This window comes from Microbulbifer magnicolonia (genome assembly GCF_035117725.1).
In the GTDB taxonomy this organism is placed as follows: domain Bacteria; phylum Pseudomonadota; class Gammaproteobacteria; order Pseudomonadales; family Cellvibrionaceae; genus Microbulbifer; species Microbulbifer magnicolonia.
This window is the reverse complement of sequence record NZ_JAYEFD010000001.1, coordinates 1-23,234: the sequence shown is the minus strand read 5'-3', so window position 1 is coordinate 23,234 and position 23,234 is coordinate 1. Positions and strand designations below refer to the sequence as shown.

At 61.5% G+C, this 23,234-nt stretch carries 16 protein-coding genes, 1 pseudogene and 1 riboswitch; of the genes and pseudogenes, 1 reads left to right on the top strand and 16 read right to left on the bottom strand.

Going from position 1 to position 23,234, the window contains the following annotated elements; all coding sequences use genetic code 11:
- Nucleotides 1-152: 152 nt before the first annotated feature.
- The 4 genes from RRF64_RS00085 to RRF64_RS00070 all read right to left on the bottom strand — a co-directional run bounded on the left by RRF64_RS00085 (nt 153) and on the right by RRF64_RS00070 (nt 8,780).
- The gene (locus RRF64_RS00085; protein ID WP_323843794.1) at nt 153-4,151 is read right to left on the bottom strand and encodes a translocation/assembly module TamB domain-containing protein; all 3,999 of its coding nucleotides are present in this window, start codon (nt 4,149-4,151) and stop codon (nt 153-155) included.
- Complete coding sequence (locus RRF64_RS00080; RefSeq protein ID WP_323843793.1) at nt 4,151-5,893, bottom strand: autotransporter assembly complex protein TamA; 1,743 nt, start codon at nt 5,891-5,893, stop codon at nt 4,151-4,153. Before RRF64_RS00080 ends, RRF64_RS00085 begins: the two co-directional genes overlap by 1 nt.
- A gap of 121 nt (nt 5,894-6,014) precedes the next feature.
- Complete coding sequence (locus RRF64_RS00075) at nt 6,015-6,389, bottom strand: hypothetical protein (RefSeq protein WP_323843792.1); 375 nt, start codon at nt 6,387-6,389, stop codon at nt 6,015-6,017.
- A gap of 417 nt (nt 6,390-6,806) precedes the next feature.
- Nucleotides 6,807-8,780, bottom strand: a complete 1,974-nt coding sequence (locus RRF64_RS00070; RefSeq protein ID WP_323843791.1) for an acetoacetate--CoA ligase — start codon at nt 8,778-8,780, stop codon at nt 6,807-6,809.
- Between the two features lie 211 nt (nt 8,781-8,991).
- On the opposite strand from RRF64_RS00070, the gene RRF64_RS00065 reads away from it, so the two are divergent.
- The gene (locus RRF64_RS00065) at nt 8,992-9,912 is read left to right on the top strand and encodes a LysR family transcriptional regulator (protein WP_323843790.1); all 921 of its coding nucleotides are present in this window, start codon (nt 8,992-8,994) and stop codon (nt 9,910-9,912) included.
- Here the strand turns inward: RRF64_RS00065 and RRF64_RS00060 are convergent.
- The 12 genes and pseudogenes from RRF64_RS00060 to RRF64_RS00005 all read right to left on the bottom strand — a co-directional run.
- Nucleotides 9,899-11,488 (bottom strand): annotated as a pseudogene (locus RRF64_RS00060) (phytoene desaturase family protein); the annotation flags it as partial. The gene RRF64_RS00065 and the pseudogene RRF64_RS00060 sit on opposite strands and share 14 nt — an antisense overlap.
- Nucleotides 11,489-11,658: 170 nt before the next feature.
- On the bottom strand, nt 11,659-12,129 hold the full coding sequence (locus RRF64_RS00055) for a Dps family protein (RefSeq protein ID WP_323843789.1): 471 nt from the start codon (nt 12,127-12,129) through the stop codon (nt 11,659-11,661).
- A gap of 156 nt (nt 12,130-12,285) precedes the next feature.
- Nucleotides 12,286-13,305: a Vgb family protein gene (locus tag RRF64_RS00050; RefSeq protein WP_323843788.1), complete on the bottom strand. Its 1,020-nt coding sequence runs from the start codon at nt 13,303-13,305 to the stop codon at nt 12,286-12,288.
- Nucleotides 13,306-13,327: 22 nt separating this feature from the next.
- Nucleotides 13,328-13,576: a c-type cytochrome gene (locus RRF64_RS00045; protein ID WP_323843787.1), complete on the bottom strand. Its 249-nt coding sequence runs from the start codon at nt 13,574-13,576 to the stop codon at nt 13,328-13,330.
- Between the two features lie 141 nt (nt 13,577-13,717).
- Entirely contained in the window at nt 13,718-14,473 is a 756-nt protein-coding gene (locus RRF64_RS00040; RefSeq protein ID WP_323843786.1) for a HesA/MoeB/ThiF family protein, read from the bottom strand.
- 3 nt (nt 14,474-14,476) lie between these two features.
- Nucleotides 14,477-16,006: a thiamine phosphate synthase gene (thiE, locus tag RRF64_RS00035; protein WP_323843785.1), complete on the bottom strand. Its 1,530-nt coding sequence runs from the start codon at nt 16,004-16,006 to the stop codon at nt 14,477-14,479.
- A 9-nt stretch (nt 16,007-16,015) separates the two neighbouring features.
- Nucleotides 16,016-16,822, bottom strand: a complete 807-nt coding sequence (locus tag RRF64_RS00030) for a thiazole synthase (RefSeq protein ID WP_323843784.1) — start codon at nt 16,820-16,822, stop codon at nt 16,016-16,018.
- Between the two features lie 2 nt (nt 16,823-16,824).
- Complete coding sequence (gene thiS / locus RRF64_RS00025) at nt 16,825-17,025, bottom strand: sulfur carrier protein ThiS (RefSeq protein WP_323843783.1); 201 nt, start codon at nt 17,023-17,025, stop codon at nt 16,825-16,827.
- Nucleotides 17,025-18,083, bottom strand: coding sequence for a glycine oxidase ThiO (gene thiO, locus RRF64_RS00020; protein ID WP_323843782.1), 1,059 nt, complete (start codon nt 18,081-18,083; stop codon nt 17,025-17,027). Before thiO ends, thiS begins: the two co-directional genes overlap by 1 nt.
- 137 nt (nt 18,084-18,220) lie before the next feature.
- Nucleotides 18,221-20,146 carry a phosphomethylpyrimidine synthase ThiC gene (gene thiC / locus RRF64_RS00015; protein WP_323843781.1) on the bottom strand — a complete coding sequence of 642 codons (1,926 nt, stop codon included), beginning with the start codon at nt 20,144-20,146 and terminating at the stop codon, nt 18,221-18,223.
- A 98-nt stretch (nt 20,147-20,244) separates the two neighbouring features.
- Nucleotides 20,245-20,343: riboswitch (TPP riboswitch) on the bottom strand.
- Between the two features lie 107 nt (nt 20,344-20,450).
- A complete protein-coding gene (safD, locus tag RRF64_RS00010; RefSeq protein WP_323843780.1) occupies nt 20,451-21,818 on the bottom strand; it encodes a sulfoacetaldehyde dehydrogenase SafD in 1,368 nt (455 codons plus the stop codon).
- A 10-nt stretch (nt 21,819-21,828) separates the two neighbouring features.
- Entirely contained in the window at nt 21,829-22,581 is a 753-nt protein-coding gene (locus RRF64_RS00005; protein WP_323843779.1) for a sulfite exporter TauE/SafE family protein, read from the bottom strand.
- Nucleotides 22,582-23,234 lie beyond the last annotated feature (653 nt).

The following is a 23,234-nucleotide window of genomic DNA, read 5'->3' as shown; positions in this document are numbered from 1 at the left end:
CGGCTCAATTATTTAATTCAGGTCTTTTAGTGTCTTACAGGACACTGGATCGCAGCGGCAAAGGTCCGGATTTCACGTGCGGAAGACGTGCGGATTGCACCGCGACCAACTCCCACACCGATGAATGTGAGAATTGAATTCGAAGCCCTGTATTAATAGTCCTTCTTCCACTGCAGCTCCACACTGCCGGCGCCGGTCTCACCCTCTTCTGCGGATTTAATTTCCAGGTTCAGGTTGCGACCCAGCTCGATCTGCATTTCCGCCTGCCAGGGATTCAGCGGATCCGTGCTGCGCTGCAGTTCGATATAGATGCGATTGGTGATGTATTTGCCCAGGCTGAGGGCGTACTGGTCCCCGTCGTCGGTTTCCTCGGTTTCGATATCCAGGACATCGACGCCCAAGAGTTCACGCGTCCTGGCCACCGGGTCGAAGGCCGAGCCGCCGCTCTGCAGCGTCCTGATCACGCTGACCATGCGCACCGCCTGCAGCGGCGAGATATCGGACAGGGATTTGCCAAACAGCAGCTGGGCAAATATCTCATCCTGGGCCGCTTCGGGCGTGGAGCTGAAAGTCACGTCCAGGTCGTCGGTGGTGCCGGAAATCTCCGCGGTGATCTCGCCCTCGCTGTGCTCGTGCACCCCTTTCACATAGATGGCGACCTCGCTGTTCTCAAACTGCACCTCCCCCCGCTGCAGTTCGAACTTCTTGCCGAGCAGATCGAAACTGCCGCGCACTATCCGCAACTGGCCGGAGGCGTCGGGTTTGGCCGCGGTGCCGCCGATATCCACCTGGCCGCGCAGCCGGGAATCCAGTCCCAGACCGCGCACATAGGACTGTTTGTCCAGCACCACGGCGATATTCAGCGCCATCTTCCGCAACAGCGGCGGCGCCCGCTCTATTTCGGTGCCGTCCACTTCTACCTCGACCACCTCAATCTGCGGCACGCTGCTGCCGATCAGCTGTTCGATCTGCACGGACAGGGGCCGCAGGGTGAGCTGCCCCGCCAGCTCCGCGTCTTCGGTGGTGCCGGTGAGCGCGATGGCGCCGGAAATGGCCCCGCGCACCGCCGGCGTGCTGAGCAGGTGCGCCCGGTCGGCGCGCAATTCGAAGTTCAATGAGGGCGGCGCCGGTGGCGCAAATGTGACGGCGCCACCGAGGCTGATGCTGCCGCGCTCGCCGTCATCGGCGTGGGCTCTTTCAATACGCCACTCCGTCGGCGTAAGGCGCGCCAGGAACTCGATATTGCGCAAGCGGGTATTACTCGGCCGGTGTTCGTAGTCGCCACCCTGCAGCGCGATGCGGCCATTGAGCAGCGGCCGCGCGAGCGTGCCGTCCGCATCGACGGAAAAATTCAGCTGCCCGCGCATTGCGTGAATTTCCGGATCGATAAATTCCGCCACCACGGACAGGTCGGCACTGCCGCTGCTGCGCAGTTGCAGCGGCGGCGGCGGCACCGGTGCGCCCGCGGGCCGCTCGGCGAATACCTGCTCCAGTATCGGCGTCACGGCGAGACGGGCACTGGCGTCGATCGCCTGACGCGCGCCGTGATGGGCGGCGAGAGAAATCTCCAGGTCATTGCCCTGCGTCTGCCAATCCAGCACCAGGCTGAGCGGTTTGATCTCGACTCTCTGGCGCGCCAGCCCCGGCGCTTCGCTGGAAATCCTCAGCTCGCCTTGCAATTGCGGCCGCTGCGGACTGCCTGCCGCCGTGGCCGTGAGTGTGACCTCCCCCCGCTCGGCGATATCCGCCGGCAGGCCGACATCGATATCTGCCAGCATGGCGCGGCCGCGTATTTCCAGATCGAGCTGCTGCGGGTTCAGGCTGCCGTGGGCCGACAACTGGTTGCGCTCGGCCCACACCAGCTCGACCCCGGTCAGATCAACCCGCCCGCTGCCATAGCCGACATCGCCCTGCAGTTGCCAGGGCTCACCGCGGAAATTGCCCAGGGCGATTACATTCGCCTTGGCCTGCGGATTGGCAAAGGGGCCGGAAAATTCACCGTCGATGCTGATTTCGCCTTCCAGGGAGGGCGGCAAGTCCACTCCGGCCACTTCCGCCAGCGACAGCGGAATATTGCGCGCGGAGACCTTGCCCTGGGCCCGCGCCGCCTTCGGCTCAATGACACCGTCGACCTCCAGCCAGGCGACGCCCTTGCGCCCCAGGCGGCCGGCCTCCCTGGCCAACTCGGTGACACGGCTGTGGTTCTGCAGTGGTCGCGGTTCGCCATCGGCGCCCTTCTGCGCCGGGATCAGCGACTGGGGTCCTCGCAATTGCTGTGAATCGTACTCGCCAAAACCATTGCCGGCGGCCAGTTCCAGGCGCAGCCGGTCGAGCACGATTTTCTCCAGGTTGCCGGCGGCGCCGCCGCGCAGCGTGTAGCGGTACTCGCGAAATTTGCCATCGGACTCGATCTGCGCGTCCATCTGCGGATTTGCCCAGGGGCCCTTGACGCCGACCGCCGCTTCCAGGTCCATGACCAGCCCCTCGGCGGCGGCAATCCCCAGTTGCTCGGCCGGGCGGAAATTGCGCGCGTCGACATCCAGTTGCAGCTGCAGCGATTCTTTTGCGATCGCGACGGTGCCGCCACCGTCGATATTCAGGCGTTCGCTCTGGAAGCTGAGCGCGGATATCTTCAATTCCTGCAGGTCGCCCTCGACATCCGCACTGAGGCTGCCCTGCAGCTGGTGAAAACCGGGATTGGCCGCCAGGGTGGCGCGCAGCGCGGGGTTTTTCCACGGGCCCTGCGCCGCGATTTCCAGTTTTTCCACCGAGCCCTGCAGCTCTTCGGGAATCTGCACCGCGTCCGTACCCGGCAGCGCCGCGAGCAGGCCGCGGATATCGTCGACGCTCAGCTGGGCTATTTCCCCGCGCAGGTCCAGCGACGCATTGCCGATATCGATGCTGCCCGCGGCGTCCAGACTCGCCTGTGCGTAGTCGAGCGTGGCGGCTTCGATCTGAATAACCTGGTCGCTGGTCTTGACCCGGCCCTGCAGCCGCAGCGGCTGTTCGCGGTAGTGACTGTTCAGGTCGATGATCCCGGATACGGACGGCAGCGACAGCGGCCCGCGAACACTCAGATCCGCGGTGAGCGAGCCGCCGACGAGGAAGTCCTGCCAGGGTTGAGAAATGGCCACCGGCAGGCCGTTGAATTTGATCTCCGCCTCCACCTTGTCCGCGTTGACGGTGCCGGAAACACTGTGGCTGCTGCCGTCCACCTGCAGCACTATATTTTCGCTGGCGATTTCCCACGGCGACAAAGTCACAGACGCGCGCCCGGACAGCGCGAACTGGTGCTGCACCAGCGGCAGGGAAAACGCCTCTATATCGATCAGCAAGCGGTTTTGCTGCGGCTGCTGCAGAAAAATCCTGCCGCGCGCGTCCAGCGCCTGCCCCTCGGGCAGCTGCAGGAAGCGCCCGGCAAAGCCCTGCGGTTCTTCCCCCGCGGACAGCTCCAGCAGGAAGCGGCCCGCTTCCACTTCCGTGCCGTTCACGGTCAGGTGCAGGTCCGCGCCGTCCAGTTCGCGTATATCCAGCGCCAGCTGCGCCGCCTCACCCTGCCACCGATGGCGCGCACTGCCCGTCAGTGCCACGACGGGCAGATCCGGCAGGCGCCTGTCGACCACCTGCAGGCGATCGACGCGCAGCGCACCAAGGCGCAGCTCCGGCAGCGCCAGGGGCTCGCGCGGCGCCTCGGCGGCATCCGCAGCGGCCTCTCCCTGCGCTTCCAGCAGTTCGTTCAGCACGTCGATATTGACGATCAGCTCCGCCGCGCTTATCGACTCGATATCGATGCGGTTGCGCAGCAGCGCGCCGAGATCGATATCCACGGCCAGGTCGGTGCCCTGCGCGAGGGTACCGGCTCCGTAATCGACCTTGAGGCGGGAGAAATACCAGGCGCCCAGATGCTCGCTGCCGATCTCTTCAGCCTGGATGGCCAGATCCGGCAGCATTTTGCCCGCCGCATAGATGGCGCCGCGCGTCAGGGTCACCCGCCCGGACTCGGTGCCGAGCAGATAGAGCAGCGCCAGCAGCGCGGCGAGAAAGACACTGAACAGCAGTGAGCCGCGCCCGCTCAGCGAGTGCCACAGACTCCGCAGCACAACGCCGATGGCGCGAAGGTATCCGGCGGCCAGCGCGGCGAGGGCTTTCATCAGAAGGCCTGCCCCAGGCTGACATAGACCTGATAATCGCTGTCGATACCCTCGCGGCGGTCCAGCGGAAAGGCAATATCGAAGCGCAGGGGCGCAAAGGTGGTGAAATAGCGCACGCCGATACCAGCGCCCCAGAAAAGATCGGAGAAATTGGGCTCGGGATCGACATAGGCGTTGCCGCCGTCGAAAAACAGCACGCCGCCCCAGGTGTCACTGAAGCGGAACCGCCCCTCGAGCGAAATTTCACTGAGCCCGCGGCCGCCGATCGAATCGGAAAGCTTGGGCGGCTCGCCGGGCACCTTCGGCGGGATCAATACCCGCGGGCCCAGCTCCTGGTAACCGTAACCCCGCACCGAACCGCCACCGCCGGCGTAGAAGCGCTCGTCCGCGGGTATCTCCAGATTCGGAATTCCGGTGATGGCCCCCGCCTTGATACGCAGCGCCAGGGTCGGCTCGTAACGCATCTCGCCGGCGGTCTTGTAGCCGGTCAGCACCAGGATATTTTTCAGGAACGAGGTGTTGGTATCGCGCAGGTCCACATAGGGTTTTACCTCGAAAGCCACGGTGGCGCCGCGCCGCGCGTCGAGGAGGTTGTCCGTCGTATCCCATTTCATGCCCAGCGGAAAGGCGAGCAGGCGGAAATTTTCATCCTGATTGATGCCCGGCACGCCGTCCACCTCTTCGTCGACCTGACTGAATTTCAGTTCCGTGCCGACACTGGCAGTGCGGTTCCTGCTCAGCTGGCGCGCGACAGCGGCGCCAAAAGTCAGGGACTTTGCCCGGTAGGAATCGCGGTCCTCATTGGACAGCTCGACCCGCGCGGAAAAATTCTGCTTGTCGCGCAGGAAGCGCGGTATCAGCAGCTGGCCCTTCAGGGATTGCTGCACCGGTGTCGCCTTGGTTTCGACCTCGATTTTCTCCCCGCGGCGAAACACATTGCGGTGTTCCCAACCGGCAGAGACGCCGGCGCCCTCGTCGGAGGTATACCCCACCCCCAGCTTCACCGTGCGGTGGCGACGCTCCTGCAGCAGGAAAGTGATATCGACCAGCCCCTGGTAGGGATCGGAAACCTCGGTATTGGCGCTGGCGACCAGATTGGTGCGCAGCAGGCGCAAGCGCGCGGCATCAATCTTGTTGCGGCTGAAGCAGTCACCGCTGTGTATCTGCAGCTTGCCCTGCAGAAAGTCCGGCTCGACGGAAGTCAGCCCCACCATGCGCACCTCGCCCACGCGGACTTCCGGGCTGTGCTCCACGCGGTATTCCAGCCGCGCCGCCGCTTCTCCATGCACCACCGTGGCCCGGTAGCTGACATCGATATTCAGAAGGCAGGCGTTTTCGCTCAGGTAGTTCTCGATCGCTTTGACGCCTTCGAGTACCTTGCTCGCGATCAATGGATCACCCACCCGCAACGGCAGGTCGCTGAAACCCTGGCGCAGATGCTCCGGCATATCGATGGTGATGCTCTTTATCAGGTACTGGGGGCCCGGATTGACCCGGTAGAGTATCTCGCCATCGGTCACCGACTGGCGCACCACTGCGTCGTAATAACCGCGGGAGCGCAGCAGTTTTTCCAGGTTGCCGCGCTCGTATCTGGCGACGTCGCGCGGATCCTCGTAGCTCTTCAGCGCACTGCTGCTCTTGCGCAGTTTTTCCATTTCCTCGCGGAGCCAGTCCTGCAATTCGCGGTCGTCCTGCACCCGCAGCTTGAACTTCGGCAGCTGATCAAAAAATGGGATAGCCATTGCCGGCTGCGGCGGCAGCAGCAACAGTCCGGCAATGAGGAACCCGATGAAAACTCGCAAAGGACTTATCCGTTGTCTGAGACTCCGATCCCTGCAGACTGAAAAAGTTGCCACCCAATGATTATTGGCGCGGCGCAGATTCGCCCAGCAGTGGATTGCAGTTGCGGATAATCACCCTGCCCTCGAGCAGATTGCCCTTGGAGTACTCGGAGAAGATGCACTCGTTGGTCTTCGGGTCGTAGTTCTCGACCCAGAGGTTGTCTTCCTTCCAGGTAGCAGCGATATGCCGGTGCCCGTCTGGCACCGAGATGCGCATGACGCCGCCAAATCTTTTCACAAAGACCTGCTCGTAGTGGAAGTAATAGGCGAACCAGCCAACCAGGAAAATAATCGCCGCGATAATGGCGCCGAGTTTCAGGCTCCCCAGACGGCTGCCGGCAAACAGGGATAGAACGACCAGGGCGATCACCGCCGCCCAATAGAGATAGGTAACCATGACTGCTCTTCCGTGAAGATTATTAGCGCTTGTGAAAGTGAAGGGTAGCTCAGATTGGCGGCTAACTGAATGGCGTTCGGATGATCAGAAGCCAGTGGTCGGTGGAATTGTAGGGGGGAACCTTGTGCTAACCCAAGTCAAGGCTGATCAGGTGAAGAGGCCAATGCGAAGACCCAGCTGCCAGCGTAATGCTGGCAATTTAACTGAACTTGCTGCGAAGGTGTCGCTACCGGGGCCAGCCTTGTGAGACCTTCACCGGCATGGATGCCGGTGCAGAGCCCCCATGGATGGGTTTACGGCGAGTCTCACAAGGCTGGCCCCGGTAGCGGCACCGCCAACAAAAGCGTTATGAACCTCGATGCACTGGCAGCAGGGCTCGCCTAAAGCTGCGTCCGAACGCTAGGTTCGCCCCAACAGTCAGTCTTCCGCCAGCTCCGGCAGTTTTTCGTACAGCTTCAGCGCCTCGGGGTTGGCCAGTGCCTCCTGGTTCTTGACCGGTTTGCCGTGCACCACATTGCGCACGGCCAGCTCGACGATTTTGCCGCTGATGGTGCGCGGAATATCCGCCACCTGAATCACCTTGGCCGGCACGTGGCGGGGCGTGGTGTTGGCGCGGATGGTGGAGCGGATCTTCTGGATCAAAGCGTCGTCCAGTTCTATGCCCTCCCGCAGGACCACAAACAGCACCACGCGCACATCGTCGTCCCAGTCCTGGCCGATACAGATACTGTCCAGCACCTCTTCCACCTTATCTACCTGGCGGTAGATCTCCGCCGTGCCGATGCGCACGCCGCCGGGGTTGAGCACGGCATCGGAGCGGCCGTAGATGATCACACCATCGTGCGCGGTGATCTCCGCATAGTCGCCGTGCGCCCAGACGCCGGGCCAGCTCTCGAAATAGGCGCCGCGGTATTTGGAGCCGTCCTCATCGTTCCAGAAGCCGATCGGCATGCAGGGGAAGGACTTGGCACATACCAACTCGCCCTTCTCGCCGATTACCGCCTGGCCGTCGTCGTTCCACACCTCCACCGCCAGTCCCAGTCCGCGGCACTGCAGTTCGCCCGCGTAGACCGGCAGCGTCGGGTTGCCCAGCGCGAAACAGGAAATGATGTCGGTGCCACCGGAGATAGAGGACAGGCAGACGTCTGCCTTGATGTCCCGGTAGACATAGCGGAAGCCCTCGTGGGCCAGCGGTGAGCCGGTGGACAGCACCGCGCGCAGTTTCTCCAGCTTGTGGCTCTCGCGCGGCTTGCGGCCGGACTTTTCCAGTGCGGCGATATACTTGGCGCTGGTGCCGAAGACGCTGATGTTCTCCTCGTCGGCCATGTCCCAGAGACTCTCCGCCGCCGGGTAAAAGGGCGAGCCGTCGAACAGCACCAGGGTGGCACCACAGGCGAGGCCGCTCACCAGCCAGTTCCACATCATCCATCCGCAGGTGGTGAAGTAGAACATGGTGTCGTCCCGCTTCAGGTCGCAGTGCAGGCGGTGTTCTTTCAGGTGCTGTAAAAGGGTGCCGCCGACACCGTGCACTATGCATTTCGGCACGCCGGTGGTGCCGGAGGAGTACATGATATAGAGCGGGTGATTGAAATCCGTCTGCACGAAAGTGAGCGCCCGCTCGGGCGCCGCGGCAGCAAAATGGTCCAGCGTCACCGCGCGGTCGATATCCGCTGCCGCAGCGGCGGTCTCGTCGGCGCTGCGCGCCACCGGCACCACCACCAGCTTCTCAATGGAATCGATGCGCGCGACGATTTCGCGCAGGCGCGGCAGCGAGTCGATGGTCTTGCCGTTATAGAAATACCCCTCACAGGCGAAGAGCACCTTCGGCGCCACCTGGCCGAAGCGATCGAAAACGCCGTTGATGCCGAAATCCGGTGAACAGGAAGTCCAGATGGCGCCGAGGCTGGAAGTCGCCAGCATGGCCACGACGGTGTCGATGATATTGGGCATAAAGCCGGCCACCCGATCGCCCTGCGCCACGCCCTGCGCCGCCAGCGCGGCCGCCAGGCGCTCCACGCGGTGGTAGAGATCGGCGTAGCTGAGTTCGCGGCGACCGCCGTTTTCCAGGCGCTCGACCAGCGCAATGCGGTCGTCGCGGTAGCGCAGCAGGTTCTCGGCGAAGTTCAGCTTCGCCTCCGGGAACCACTCGGCACCGGGCATGACGTCCCTGCCCAGCACCTTGTCGCCGCGCTCGCTGGCGATCACTTCACCGAAGTCCCACAGGGTGCGCCAGAAGTCCTCGCGCCGGTCCACGGACCACTGGTGCAGTTCGCCGTAGTCCGCCAGATCCAGGCCGAACCGTTCGTTGACCAGGCGGCGAAACTGATCCATCTGGGTGGCGGCAATGGCTTCCGGACTGGGCTGCCACAGGGGCTGGGCGTTGTTGCTCATCTGACTGACCTTATCTACTCGTTTTTCTCAAGGTGAATAGTTTCAATAGTTGACCATTATTCGGCCGCTCGCGATTCGGGCAATCATGCCTTGGTCTGACAGTTAAGACTATTTTAAACTTTCTTATATTTATTAAATTTTATTTAATCGACCTGTTTCCTCCACCTGGGGCACTGTACCGTCCATAACTCTATTGAATGAGTGATTTTCATTGTCTGCCACTATCAAGCAACTGAGAGCCTTTACCACCGTGGCCCGCACGCGCAGCCTGGCCGAGGCCAGCGCCCAGCTGCATATCTCCCAGCCCGCACTGTCCGTGGCCATCCGCAATCTGGAGAGCGCCGCCGGCGGACCGCTGTTCAGCCGCGACGGCCGCCAGCTGGTTCTGACGCCGGAGGGCCGCGAGTTCCTCGCCCGCGCCGAGCAGCTGCTGAACAGCTGGGACCAGTCCCTCGAGGCGATCCAGCAGCGCTTCCGGCTGCAGCACGGCCAGTTGTCCCTGGCGGTGATCCCGGCCTTCGCCCTGAACCGCCTGCCGGCGCTGCTGGCGGAATTCCACCGCCACCACCCGCAGATCAATATCGCGCTGGAGGACATCGTGATGGAGCGCGTAGTCCGCGCGGTGCAGGAGGGACGTGCGGAGCTGGGGATCAGTTTCCGCCCGGATGACCTGGAGGGCCTGGAGTTCATGCCTTTCGACCGCGATCGATTTGTCGCCGTGGTTCCCCCGGATCACCGTCTGGCGAGCAGGAAATCACTGCGCTGGAGCGATCTGGCCACGGCGCCCTTTATCGCCATGAACCGCGGTTCCGCGGTGCGTCGCTGGACCGATCAGGCTTTCGCCGGATGCGGCAGGAAGGTGCGGCTGCAATGCGAGGCGAATCAGCTCAGCACCATCGGCCAGCTGGTAAAGGTGGGGATCGGTGTCAGTGCGGTGCCGAGCCTGTGTGAGCCGCAAATGCGCGACTACGGACTCAGCTGCCTGCCGCTGACCGCGCCCGTCGTCGGGCAGGAGGTTGGCGTATTGGTGAAAGGCCGAGGCGGGCTTTCCGCGCCCGCCAGGGCATTCCTTTCGCTGTTGGAACCAGGGGCCTGGTCCCGGGCTGACTCCCCCGCGCTCAGCGGTCCTTGAGTATCTCCCGCGCCGCGTTGTGGCCGGGCACGCCGGTAACGCCGCCGCCTGGGTGGGTGCCGGAGCCGCAGATGTAGAGTCCGGCAATGGGCGTGCGGTAATCGGCGTTACCCATGAACGGCCGGTTGCACCAGAGCTGGTCCAGTCCGAGCGCCCCGTGGAATATATCGCCGCCCATCAGGCCGAACTTGCGCTCGAGGTCCAGTGGCGAGTGAATCTGCCGGGCGATCACCGAATCCTTGAAATTCGGCGCATAGCGCGCGACGGTTTCGATAATGGTGTCCGCCGCCGCTTCACGGTGCTGGTCCCAACTGGTTCCATCGCGGAACTGCGGGGCAAACTGCTGGCAGAACAGGCTCGCCACATGCTGCCCGGGCGGCGCCAGCGAATCGTCCACCGTGGAAGGGATCAGAATCTCGACGATGGGCTCCCGCGACCAGCCGAATTGTTTGGCGTCCAGATAGGCCTGTTCCAGGTATTGCATGGTCGGGCCGATCACGATGCCCGACTGGTGATGCTGCTGCAGATTGGTGCCCGGGCGGCAGGTGAAATCCGGCAGCTCCGAAAGCGCCACATTCAAGCGGAAAGTGCCGGAGCCCACCTTAAAGCCGCGCACACGGCGCCGGAACTCGTCGCTCAGATGCTGCGCATCGACCAGCTTCGAGTAGAGCAGCTTGGGGCCGACATTAGCGATCACCTTGTCGCCGACGAGGCGCTCGCCGTTGGCCAGGCGCACCCCGATGGCCCGACCCTGCTCCACCAGCACTTCCTCCACCTCGGCATCGGTGCGCACTTCCACGCCCAGGCGCTGGGCCTCCTTCAACATGGCCTGGGTAATGGCCCCCATGCCGCCGATGGCGTGTCCCCAGGCGCCTTTCTCGCCGTTTACCTCACCAAACACATGGTGCAGCAAGACATAGGCGGATCCCGGCGTACTCGGTGCACCGTAGTTGCCGACGACGGAATCGAAGGCAAAGGCCGCTTTCACATGATCGTTTTCAAACCAGGCGTCCAGCACGTCGGCAGCGCTCTTGGTGAACAGGTCCAGCGCATCGCGCCGCTGGGTCATGGTCAGTTTTTTCGCGCGTAGACCGAAGCTGCCTGCGCGCACCAGATCGGCCAGCCCGCCGCCGACATTGGGTGGCGTGCGCAGCAGTTCCGCGCGCAATATATCCGCCACGTTCTCGAGCATCGCGTAGAAGTCGGGCAGCGCCGCGGCGTCCGCCTTGGAAAAGCGCGCAATCTCCGCCTGGGTCCCGGCGAAATCGCGGTGAAAGGACAGGCTCTCGCGGTCCGAGAGCGGGAAAAAGTTCGACTGGGGCCGCAATTTCACCCGCAAGCCGTGATCGTGCAGATTCAGGTCTTCGATGATTTTCGGATTCAGCAGACTGACGGTGTAACTCGCGACGGAGTTGCGGAATCCGGGGTGGAACTCTTCGGTAACCGCGGCGCCACCGACGATGGAACGCCGTTCCAGGATGGTGACTTTCCTGCCCGCCCGGGCCAGGTAACAGGCACAGACCAGGCCATTGTGGCCGCCGCCGATAATGATGTTGTGGGACATGGGATTCTTATTATGTGAGACTTCTTGGCTGCCTTGGCGGCAGGTGAAGGCAGTAGAATATAAGCGCCGCGGCGTTGAAACAAGTGCCGCGCAAGGGAGATGTCAGCCGCTTGAGCGGCGCTCCCGGCGCCGCTCGGTCAGTTCCGTTTCCAGGGGGCGGTCCGCCCCGCTATCTGGACCCACTATCTGGATGTAGCCCGCAGCATCCAGGCAGTTTTCTCATGAACCCGCATGCGGTCGGAGACCAGGGCCACGGTGGACTCGTCCTCGCCCTGCTGGGCCGCCTTCAGAACATCGCGGCAGGTCTTTACCACCTGCTCGTGACCGCGGGTGAGGATTTTCACCATTTCTTCGGCCGGCGGAATCTCGGCGACTTCCTTGATAGAACTGAGCTGAACGAATGCCTGGTAAGTGCCGGGTGCGTACACCCCCAGCGTACGAATGCGCTCGGCGATATCATCCACCGCCTCCGCGAGCTCGGTATACTGCTCTTCAAACATCAGATGCAACTCGCGAAACAGCGGACCGGTCACATTCCAGTGAAAATTATGCGTCTGCAGGTAGAGCGTGTAGCTGTCCGCCAGCAGGTGTTTGAGTCCAGCGGCTACCTTTTCCCGATCCTTCTCGCCAATGCCGATATCAATCTTGCTCATAATTAACCTCATCCCTTTGCATTAATAAAAATTACTGAAATCAGATGATTCCCTGAAGACTAGAATAAGCGCATAAAAATTCATTAAAAATTTATTTACAAAATAGAGGACATAAAAAAATTCAATCGAGAGCTGCCACTGGCACCATGCAACGGCTCATTTTCTGGGAGTTCCCTGCGCCAGGTAGCCGGTATCGACCCCAAACCAGAAGCTGCCGTCCTCGCTGTTGAAATACATATGCCGCACATTGCCGCCGCTCGGCACCGTGCTCTCGCTGATAAATTTCTCCCGCGCGAGGTCAAATGCCAGAATACGATTCGGGATGACGCCGGTATTGGCGATCCAGAGGCGTCCTTTGTCGTCCTGTGCCGTACCGTAAGGGCGCGGTGTTTCTCCGGGAAGCTGCCACTCGGTGAACTTGCCGGTGTCCGGAACATAGCGCCCCAGGTAGCCGCCCGGGTAATCCACATACCAGATATTGCCGGCACCATCGATCTCCAGCCGGCGTGGACGGGCATCGGCCCGCGGCAGTTCAATTTCCGTCACGGCCATTGTCTGCGGATCCACCCTGGCCAGTTTGTTGGTGCCGAACAGCGCGATCCAGGGCCGGTCCTGCGCATCCACTTTTATGCCATAGGGCCGGGCATCGGCAGTCTGCGGCTCGGCGATGCGCACCGCTCCGCTATCGACATTCAACAGGCCGATCCGATTACTGTTTTGCGCGGTGAACCAGATATTACCTGCACTGTTGAAGACCAGGGTATGGGGATCGTCCACGCCTTCCGGCATCGCGTAGCGACGAATATCGCCGTTTTTCGGGTTCATGCGACCGATATGGGCGTTCCGATTGCCGGCATACCAGATGTGATCTTGATCATCGACGATCAGGTTGTGCGGGTGCGTTCCGGGCGGGACCGAAAACTGCTTAAAGATGCCACTGAGCGGGGCAAAGCGACCGATATAGTTACCGGCCTGGCCGCAGAACCAGACATCGTCGCTTCCGTCCACATGGGGATCGCGGGGGCGCCCTTCCCAGGGTACTTTCCATTCGTTCAGCGCCAGCAGGTCTGGAAGAGCGTCATTCTGCGCCACTGCGCCGGAGGAAAAAATCAGAAACGGGGGAAATAGCAGAAGGGGGGCAATCGCGAGATGGTACAGCTTGGAAATAGTACGCATTGGCTGGCTCCACTGTTGTCCTTTACTCCGGTTCTGACTGAACGCCAGCCATGTAGCGAATCAGGGCCTCATATTGGCCCTCGCTGCAGTCAAAGCATAGACCGCGAGGCGGCATAGCCCGATAGCCGTTCACCGCGTTGGCCACCAGGGTATCCAGTCCCTTGGCCATGCGCGGCGCCCAGGCGGCCGTGTCGCCAGTGCGGGGAGCGCCATTGATGCCGCTTTCGTGGCAGCTGTAGCAGCTGCGCCGATAAACGTCTCTGATCGCCACAGCACTCAGGGGCTCATTGCCTGCGCCCGATGGCGTGGCAGTGGCTGATTTCTGCGCCGGCCCTTCGGGCGAACACCCGGGCAACGCCAGTGCTGCCAGCAGTGCCCACGGCAGCAAAGTCACTTTTATTGACGGCATTTTTTATTTTGTACAACTGCAAACCGGACAGTCATTATCACTCTGCAATTGCAGTGATCGCAACTCCAGGGTTTCCGCCTCGAACAGATGCAATTTGCCGACACTCGGCACTGGCAGTCCTAGTAAGTACTTGATGGCCTCCAGCGCCTGCATGCTGCCGATCACGCCGAGGGCGGGGCCAATCACCCCGGCGGTGGCACAGCTCTGCGCTTCCCGCTGCTGTCGCGGCGGGAACAGGCAGGCGTAGCAGGGCGATGGGGCGGCGGAGAAGTCGAAACTGATGAGTTGTCCGGAAAAGCCGCGCACCGACGCCATGATGGCCGCCCTCCCCGTCTCCCGGCAGACGCGGTTTATGACGTGGCGGATTTCCAGGTTATCCGTGCAGTCGAGCACCAGGTCGACATCCGTTATCCGGTCCCGCAACCAGGATTCATCGGCCATACGTGGGTGTGCGTGCACGCGGATCTCCGGGTTCGCCGCGGCGAGCTGCTGCGCGGCTACCTGCGCCTTGGCTTTGTCGCGGTGATTGGTCTTATACAGGATCTGCCGCTGCAGATTGGATATCTCTATGCGGTCGCCGTCGACCAGATCCAATGTGCCGATGCCGGCCGCGGCCAGGTAAAGTGCCGCAGGGCTACCGAGGCCGCCTAGACCGATGATCATCACGCGGGCCGCCGCCAGCCTCTGCTGCCCCTGCTCGCCGACCTGCGGCAACAGTATCTGGCGACTGTAGCGCTGCAGTTCCTTTCCGCTCAGCATAATTCAGCCTTTAAACAGTCTCTGATACTCACCGACCGCCCGCACGTAATCGTCGGCCCGGGTAATCGCGCTGACCACGGCAATACCGCCCACTCCGGTCTCCGCCACGGCTGGCGCGCGCTCCAGGCTGATACCGCCGATGGCCACCAGCGGATAGCCCGGCAGCAGCGCGACCATACGCGCGAGCTTTTTCGTTCCCTGCAATTGGTCACTCATATCCTTGGTGTCAGTGGCGAAGATAGCACCAATGGCCAGGTAACTGGCGCGGTAACGGTAGGCGCGCAGCAGTTCGTAAAAGCCATGTGTACTGATTCCCAGTTTCAGACCCGCGCGTTTGATCGCCGCCAGGTCGGCAGTTTGCAGGTCTTCCTGCCCCAGATGCACGCCGTAAGCGCCGCAGTCGATGGCCAGCTGCCAGTAATCGTTGATAAACAGTCGCAGCCCATATTTCCGGCCGATAGTCACTGCCTGCGCTATCTGCGCGCGGAGTTCCGTGCGGGGGTGCTTGATCCGCAGTTGCAGCGTGCGCACGCCCAGTTCGGCCAGTTTTTCCAGCCACTCGACCGAATCTACCACAGGATAGAGCCCGAGCGAGCGAGAGTCCGGCTCGGGGAAGCCCTGCGTATACACGCTGGCATCTACACCGCCGAAACAGCCGTAGATTTCACCGCGTTTTTCACCGGGCACCAGAACCTCGGGGTAATCATGCAGTTCGGTCGGCCAGCCGCAGTGCCCGACCGGCCCGGAGCCGCTGCCAATCCGGTCGGACTGGCCGAGACGCAGCCCGCGCTGCACGTAGGCTTTCGCCACCACGCAGGCATCCCGCAGCGGGTAGCCCAACGCCAGGCAGGCGGCGATGGCCGAAGACAGGCTGCAGCCGGTGCCGTGATCGTTACCAGTCGCCACTTTCTTGCCGATAAACCAGTCGGCACTTTGACCATCCCACAGCAGATCGGCGATTTCGCCGGCAACCAGCTCACCGTGGCCACCGGTTACCAGTACCGCGCCACTGCCGCTCTCCCGCAGTTGCTGTGCCGCACTGATGATCTCCCCCGCATCGCTTACCGATGCGCGCGCCAGCCACTCGAGCTCGTGCAGATTCGGGGTGATCAGCGTACACAGCGGGAACAGCTCCCGGATAACCGCTTCCCCGATATTGCTCTCAGTTAGCGCGGCGCCGCTGCTGGCCACGGCGACGGGGTCGTAGACAATGGGTATTTGCTTAACCTGCAAAAGTACACGCAGGAACCTGACCACTGCCGTAACCTGTTCCGTATTGGCCAGCAGCCCTATTTTGATCGCCGAGGGAAACAGATCGCGCTGCAATGCTTCCAGTTGGGAGGTCAGTACATCCACAGGTACCGCATTAATAGCGGCCACTTCCACGGTATTCTGCGCGGTATTCGCGGTAATTGCGGTGCAGCCATGGCAGCCGAGATCGGCAAACGTCAGCAGGTCTGCCTGAATGCCGGCGCCGCCGCCGGCATCACTGCCGGCGATGGACCAGACTATCGGTCTTGTACCTTCCAGCATATAAATCGCTTATTCCTGCAGGGTCTCGTGGCCCTGCTGCCAGAAGGGCATATCCAGCGTGGGGGTACTGGGACTGGCGGTCTGGCGCTTGAGCATCAGTCCCGCATTGAAGGCACTGCGCCCGGACTCGACGCCCAGCTTGAATGCCTGTGCCATCAACACTGGATCCCGAGCCCTGGCGATGGCGGTATTCAGCAGCACTGCATCGAAGCCCATTTCCATCGCTTCCGCCGCCTGCGACGGAGCACCGATACCGGCATCGATGATCAGGGGAGTCGTCGGCAGGCGCTCGCGCAGCGCCTGCAGGTTGTATCTGTTCAACAGCCCCTGGCCGGTGCCTATGGGCGCCCCCCAGGGCATCAGCACTTCACAGCCCACGTCGAGCAGCTTGCGGCACACGACCAGGTCGTCGGTGCAGTAGGGCAACACCTTGAAGCCGCGCTTGACCAGCTCCCGCGCCGCTTCGACCAAACCGTAAGGATCCGGCTGCAGGTTGTAGTCATCACCGATGACTTCCAGCTTGAGCCAGTCGATCTGGAAGATTTCCCGCGACATTTCCGCCAGCGCGATCACTTCCCGCGGCGTCTTGCAGCCGGCCGTATTCGGCAGCAGCTGGCAGCCCGACTCACGAATATAGTCCCACAGCATCCTGCCCTGCTGCTGTTCCGGGCTCTGTCGACGCAGGGAGAGTGTGATGATTTCGGCCGCGGACGCCTGCACCGACGCGCGCATGATTGCCGGGGATGGATACAGCGCAGTGCCGACTAGCAAACGACTGCTGAAGTTCTTGCCGTATAAGCTCAGCTGATCGCTCATATTCAACCGCCCACTACCGGCGCCACCACGTCCAGGGTGTCGCCGTCACCGATCTCTGTGTGCAAATAATCTGTCCGCGCGACGAAATCGCCATTCAGAGCCACGGCAAACGTGTCGCCGCTGTAACCGAGTTTCCGCAGGAGACTGCCGAGATCGGTGGGGCACTCGATCGTCTGGAACCGGCCGTTGACCAAGATCTGCATTATGCCACCTGTAAAACTTGTTCTGTTACCAGCTTCTCTACCCGCTCCGCCAGCGCCGGCGCCAGCAGATAGCCGTGCCGGTAGAGGCCGTTGACGCGCACCAAGCCCCGTTCGCTGTGGATAAGGGGCATGTTGTCCATGGTCGCCGGGCGGCAATTGACCCGGGACTCCACGATGCGCGCCTCGGCAAATGCCGGGTGCAGTGAGTAGAGCGCCGAGCAGAGCTCCATGGCCGAGCGCACCGAGATGGGCGACATATCCTCGCTTTCGATTTCAGTCGCGCCGATCACGATGCGGCCGTCGCCGCGCGGTACCGCGTAGAGCTGGTAGCGCGGGTGCAGCAGCCGCACCGGGCGCTGCAGCGACACCTCGCGGGTCTCGACCACCAGCATTTCACCGCGCACACCGCGCAGACCGCCGACCTGAGCCCTGGCGCCCAGGCCGCGGCAGTCGATCACACAGTCGAACCGCATACTGCGCTCCTGGCTTTCCACCCGGTAGCTGCCGCACTCCACCGGCGTCCGCTCTTCCAAACTGACGCCCTGTTGGCGCAATACGCTGAGCAACACCGGCAGCAGGCGGCGGTTGTCGATATCCCCCTCGGCGCGCAGATAGAGGCCCTGCTCGAAATTTTCCAGGGCCGGCTCCAGTTGCTGCAGCTGTGCGGCGTTGAGTGATTGCACATGGAGCCCAATATCGCCATCCAGCTTGCCGGCCAGCTCGCGCTGGAATTGCAGCAGCTCGCTCTTGTCCTGTCCGTGCGCCACCAACAAACTGCCGGCGTTACGGAATGCCACCGAGCGCCCGCTTAGCGCCTCGAGCTCTTCCGCCCAGTCGGACCAGAGGGCCAGGCTCCGTGTACCCAGCTCGTAGATTTCCCGCTGGCTGTGCACCAGTTCCGACAGCGGCGAGATCATGCCGGCGGCGGTCCAGCAGGCACCGCTGGGCGTCGACAGATCCCGCGCTTCGAACAGAGTGATAGCCAGTCCCTGCAGGGACAGCCGCCAGGCCAAAAGGCGGCCCATCAGGCCGCCGCCGGCTATTGCGATTCGAGGCATCTGGTTATTTGCCATTGAGCGTCTCTATAGCATTCCGCATTCATGAGGCGCGCCCCTGCGCCTCACCCGCTTCGCGGGCAGCCTTCGGCTGTGCAAATCTGCTCCCGGCAGATTTGTCCGCATTCCGCATTCAAGTGTCAGCCCTTGTGGTACAGCTCGCTCCCCATATCCCTGAACTTGATCGCCATTTCCTCCATGCCCTTCTCCGCTTCCTGCTTGGCGGCCTCTAGCTGTTTGGAATAGTCGCGCACATCCTGGGTAATCTTCATCGAGCAGAACTTCGGGCCGCACATCGAGCAGAAGTGCGCCAACTTGCCGGATTCCTTGGGCAGCGTCTCGTCGTGGTAGGCGCGCGCGCGCTCCGGATCCAGCCCCAGGTTGAACTGATCCTCCCAGCGGAACTCGAAACGCGCCTTGGACAGGGCGTCGTCCCTCATTTGCGCCCTTGGATGCCCCTTGGCCAGGTCCGCTGCATGGGCGGCGATCTTGTAGGCCATCAGGCCCTCTTTCACATCTTCCTTGTTGGGCAGCCCCAGGTGCTCTTTCGGGGTTACGTAACACAACATCGCACAACCATAGGTGCCGATCAGGGCGGCGCCGATACCGGAAGTGATATGGTCGTAACCCGGGGCGATATCTGTAGTAAGAGGGCCGAGCGTATAGAAGGGCGCGCCGTGACAGTGCTTCAGTTGCTCGTCCATATTCTCTTTGATCCTGTGGATCGCCACATGCCCCGGGCCCTCGATCATGGTCTGGACGTCGTGCTCCCAGGCGATCCAGGTCAACTCGCCCAGGGTGTGCAGCTCGCCGAACTGGGCCTCATCGTTGGCATCGGCGATGGAACCCGGACGCAGACCGTCGCCGAGGCTGAAGCTCACATCGTAGGCCTTCATAATCTCGCAGATTTCCTCGAAGTGGGTGTAGAGGAAATTCTCCCTGTGGTGGGCGAGGCACCACTTGGCCATGATGGAACCGCCGCGGGACACGATCCCCGTCACCCGCTTTGCAGTCAGCGGCACATAGCGCAGCAGCACGCCAGCATGGATGGTGAAGTAGTCGACACCCTGCTCGGCCTGTTCGATCAACGTATCGCGGAACACTTCCCAGGTGAGTTCCTCGGCGATGCCGTCGACTTTCTCCAGTGCCTGGTAAATAGGTACAGTGCCGATCGGCACTGGCGAATTGCGCAATATCCACTCGCGGGTCTCGTGAATGTTCGCACCGGTAGACAGGTCCATCACCGTGTCCGCGCCCCACCTGGTCGCCCATACCAGCTTTTCCACCTCTTCTTCGATCGAAGAGGTCAATGCCGAGTTGCCGATGTTGGCGTTTACCTTACACAGGAAATTGCGACCGATAATCATCGGTTCCAATTCCGGGTGATTGATATTGGCCGGAATAATTGCACGCCCCTCGGCGACCTCCCGGCGCACAAATTCCGGGGTGATCTGCTCCGGGATGTAGATGCCTTCGCGGGCCTTCCGGCACTGGGATTCCGTCAATACATCGGTGACTTTTGCGCGCCCCATGTTTTCGCGCACGGCAATAAATTCCATTTCCGGGGTGATGATGCCGCGGCGCGCGTAGTGCATCTGCGATACATTCCGGCCTGACTTGGCGCGGCGCGGCGATGGCAGGTTTTCAAAGCGGATATGATCCAGGCCCTGGTCGGCCATGCGCTGCTGGCTGTAGGCAGCCTGGCGGGAGGTAAGTTGCTCGGTGTCTCCGCGCGCTTCTATCCATGCGCAGCGCAGCCTCGGCAGACCCTCGCGCACATGGACTTTGTAGTCCGGATCGGAATAGGGACCGGCAGTGTCGTAGACCCGCAGTGGTGAATTGGGCTCAAGCTGCGGACTCTTCTCGTCACCGCCGACGACGCTGTCGCCGAGACAGATTTCTCGCACACCCACGCGAATATCCGGCGTCTCGCCCTGCAGGTAGACCTTGCGGGAGCTGGGAAAAGGCTGCGCAGTAAGGTTATTCAGGAAGTCCCTGGCGGAATCGCGGCTGGCCGCACGGGAGGATTTTGCGGTGTGTTTGGCTTGGTCGGTGATATCGGACATGCCTACCCCTGTGGCTTGCGGATAAATGGCGCCGCAGAGCCAAGGGCAGGCAGATAGAGAAAAGCCGCGCAACTTACTATTGTTTTACATAGCGTATAGCGACTTCAGATCTTGTTCCCTACGCGGGGGTTACCCCGATCAGGTTCAACGGATCTCGCGACAGCGATCTCAGCCCACAGGCACTCCGACAAGTAGTGCCGGAGTATAGTTGAAGGTCACCGTTGTGAACAGGAAGCCGTAGTGGCGTTTACGGCGCCAAACGTGAAACTTGTCGCAACTTTTAAATGAGTAGCTGGATGAGCAGTTAGATGACCAGGGTCTTCTGATAGCTCATCTCGCGAACCGCGTAGCGCACCCCCTCACGCCCGACACCGCTCTCCTTCACTCCTCCAAAGGGGAAGTGTTCGGCGCGAAATCCGGGCCCGTCGTTCACCGCGAGCAGTCCCACGTCGAGCTGATTGAACAGCTGTTTGGCCAATGCCAGATTTTGGGTAAAGACCCCTGCCTGCAAGCCAAATGGAGAGTTATTCACCAGGGCCACCAGCTCCCCAACGGTGTCGAAGGCACGCAACGGCATTACCGGACCAAAGGTTTCCTCTGCCACCAGCTCCGCATCGTCCGGGACATTATCGAGAATGGTAGGCCAGATGATATTGCCATCGCGCCGATTGCCGAACAGAACCCGCGCACCGGCGGTGACGGCCGCGCGAATACGCTGCTCCACTTCATCCGCTGCAGCCTTGTGGATCAGCGGCCCGACGAAGGTATCATCCTCTGTCGGATCACCGATTTTCAGCTTTGCCGTCGCCGCCACCAGCTTCTCAGTAAACACCTCGTAGACATCCCGGTGTATAAACAGGCGCTTGGCCGCGGTACAGCGCTGACCCGCGGTAGCGAAGCGCTGGTTGATCGCCGCGCTGACCGCCGCATCCAGATCGCCATCTTGCATTACGATCAGCGGATCATTGCCGCCGAGTTCAAACAGCAGCCTTTTGTACCCTGCCCGCATGGCGATGGCGTCGGCCGCGGCAGTGCCGCCGGTAAAGTTGATGGCATCTACCTGCGGATGCGCCACCGCATAACCCGTCGCGTCCACGTCCGGAATCAGCATCTGCAGCACTGAGCGGTCCATACCCGCCGCATAGCAGAGTTCAACCAGCAATTCCGCGGAGCGCTTATTCTGCGGGCCCGGCTTAAACAGAATGGTATTGCCGGCCGCAAAGGCGGGACCTATCTTGTGCACGGCGATATTGATCGGAAAATTGAACGGGGTAATGCAAAGTACGGTCCCCAGCGGCCTCCACAGCACGACGCCGATCTTCTCACGCTGCGGAGGAAATGCGTCGGAATCCAGTGCCTCGCCGCTGATCGCACGCGCCTCCATAGCGCTCGCCATCGCGGTATTGTAGGCCCGGTCGATCTCTACGCGACTGTCACTGATGGTCTTGCCCGCTTCCTCGGTGATCAGCCCAGCCAGCTCTTCCTTGCGCTCCAGCAGCAATTGCGCCAGGCGCAACAGTATATTTGAACGCTCAAAGGCGGGCGTCGCCTGCTGAGTTTTCCGGCCCTCGACCAAGAGCGCAATTGCGCTCTCGACCTGGTCGCGGCTGGCAAAATCGTATTCCTCGATCAGCGCGCCGTTATAGGGATTAAGAATTTGGTAATCAGCCATTTCGCTCACCTTATTGCGCCGTGATCAGCTGGTAAACGATCCGAATACCGGCCACCAGCAACGCCACTTTCATCAAATTGAAAAACAACTCACTGTTCAGCTTATTCAGCAGTGCTACCCCGATCCGGGTGCCGATTACTGCCGCCACGGTCAGTAGCAGTATCAAGCCCAGGTGATCCGAGAACGCAAAACCAAGAAAGATAAATGCCGGAATTTTGAGCGCATGACACCAGGCCTGCATCACCGACTTATTGGCCACTATTTCCTGCGGGCTCAGGTCCCTGCGTACGAAGAAGGCTGCCAGCAAAGGATCGACCGCGCCGGCCAAAATGCCGAGCGTGCCGGTAGCTATTCCTACCCAAAAATAATTGCGCGGTGCGAGGCGAATCTCCGGAAGTTTTTTGGGTTTGAAAACGGTATAAAAGATCAGCACCGCCAGTAGTGCCATCGGCAGCTGCTGCCAGCTCAGGCTAGCCAGCCCAACGGTCATAGCTCCCGCACCCAATGTGCAGCCGATAAAGAAAGGCCCGCAGAGGTCCCAGCGGATATGCTCGCGCACATAGAAGACTCGCGCGAGGTTATTCATCAGCTGCACGGCACCGTGGATGGGCACCAGCATGCGCAGAGGAATCGCCGTATTCAGCGCTGCAAACATCAGTATGCCACCGGCTCCACCGGTCACTGCGGAGATAAACGCACTGACGACACAGGCTATCAACAGCAGTGTCATAGTCAGATTGGAAATTTCCCCCAGCTCCGCCAAGGTAGGCCTCGTAGTTGTTGGATTTTTAGACGATGGAGTTTAACGGGAGCGGGCCCTGGGACCTAGTATTCGCCGGCCGCAAGGGTGTTAATTTGGGCCATATTGAGACAGAGCCGTGGGTTACATTCGCAGTTTCTATAGGTCGTCTTGATAGTTACCGCGCGAATTGGCCGGAAAGAACCAGAGGGGGCGTAGCCCAGCACGCTGGAGTTTAGTGAGACTTGGTGTCGGGAGAAGTTACTGTCTGGAGAGGATGCTGTGGCGCTGGTGGCTTTTTGAGAGGGCTCGCGGCGCACGGCAGGTAATGCCTGCGGGGCGTTCAGCGGTTTCGTTGGAATCCAGTGGTTACCGGGAGTACGGTCTGCGGGCGATTTTGCAGAGGCTATTGGCGTTTGCGTTGCCATCCCTGGCGCGGCTTCTGTGTGTTCGCTCACGCCCCGGCCCGGCCTTCCCTGGCCGGTCGCTAAACCGCGCGCGAAGCAGTGCTTCGCACACGCGCGGTTTAGCCCTACTCTCACCATGTTCGGCAGTTGCTCATCGGCAGGCTGGAATGAAAAAAGCCCTGACCGCGAAGCGATCAGGGCTTTTGGAATAGAAGCCTGACGATGACCTACTCTCACATGGGGAGACCCCACACTACCATCGGCGATGTT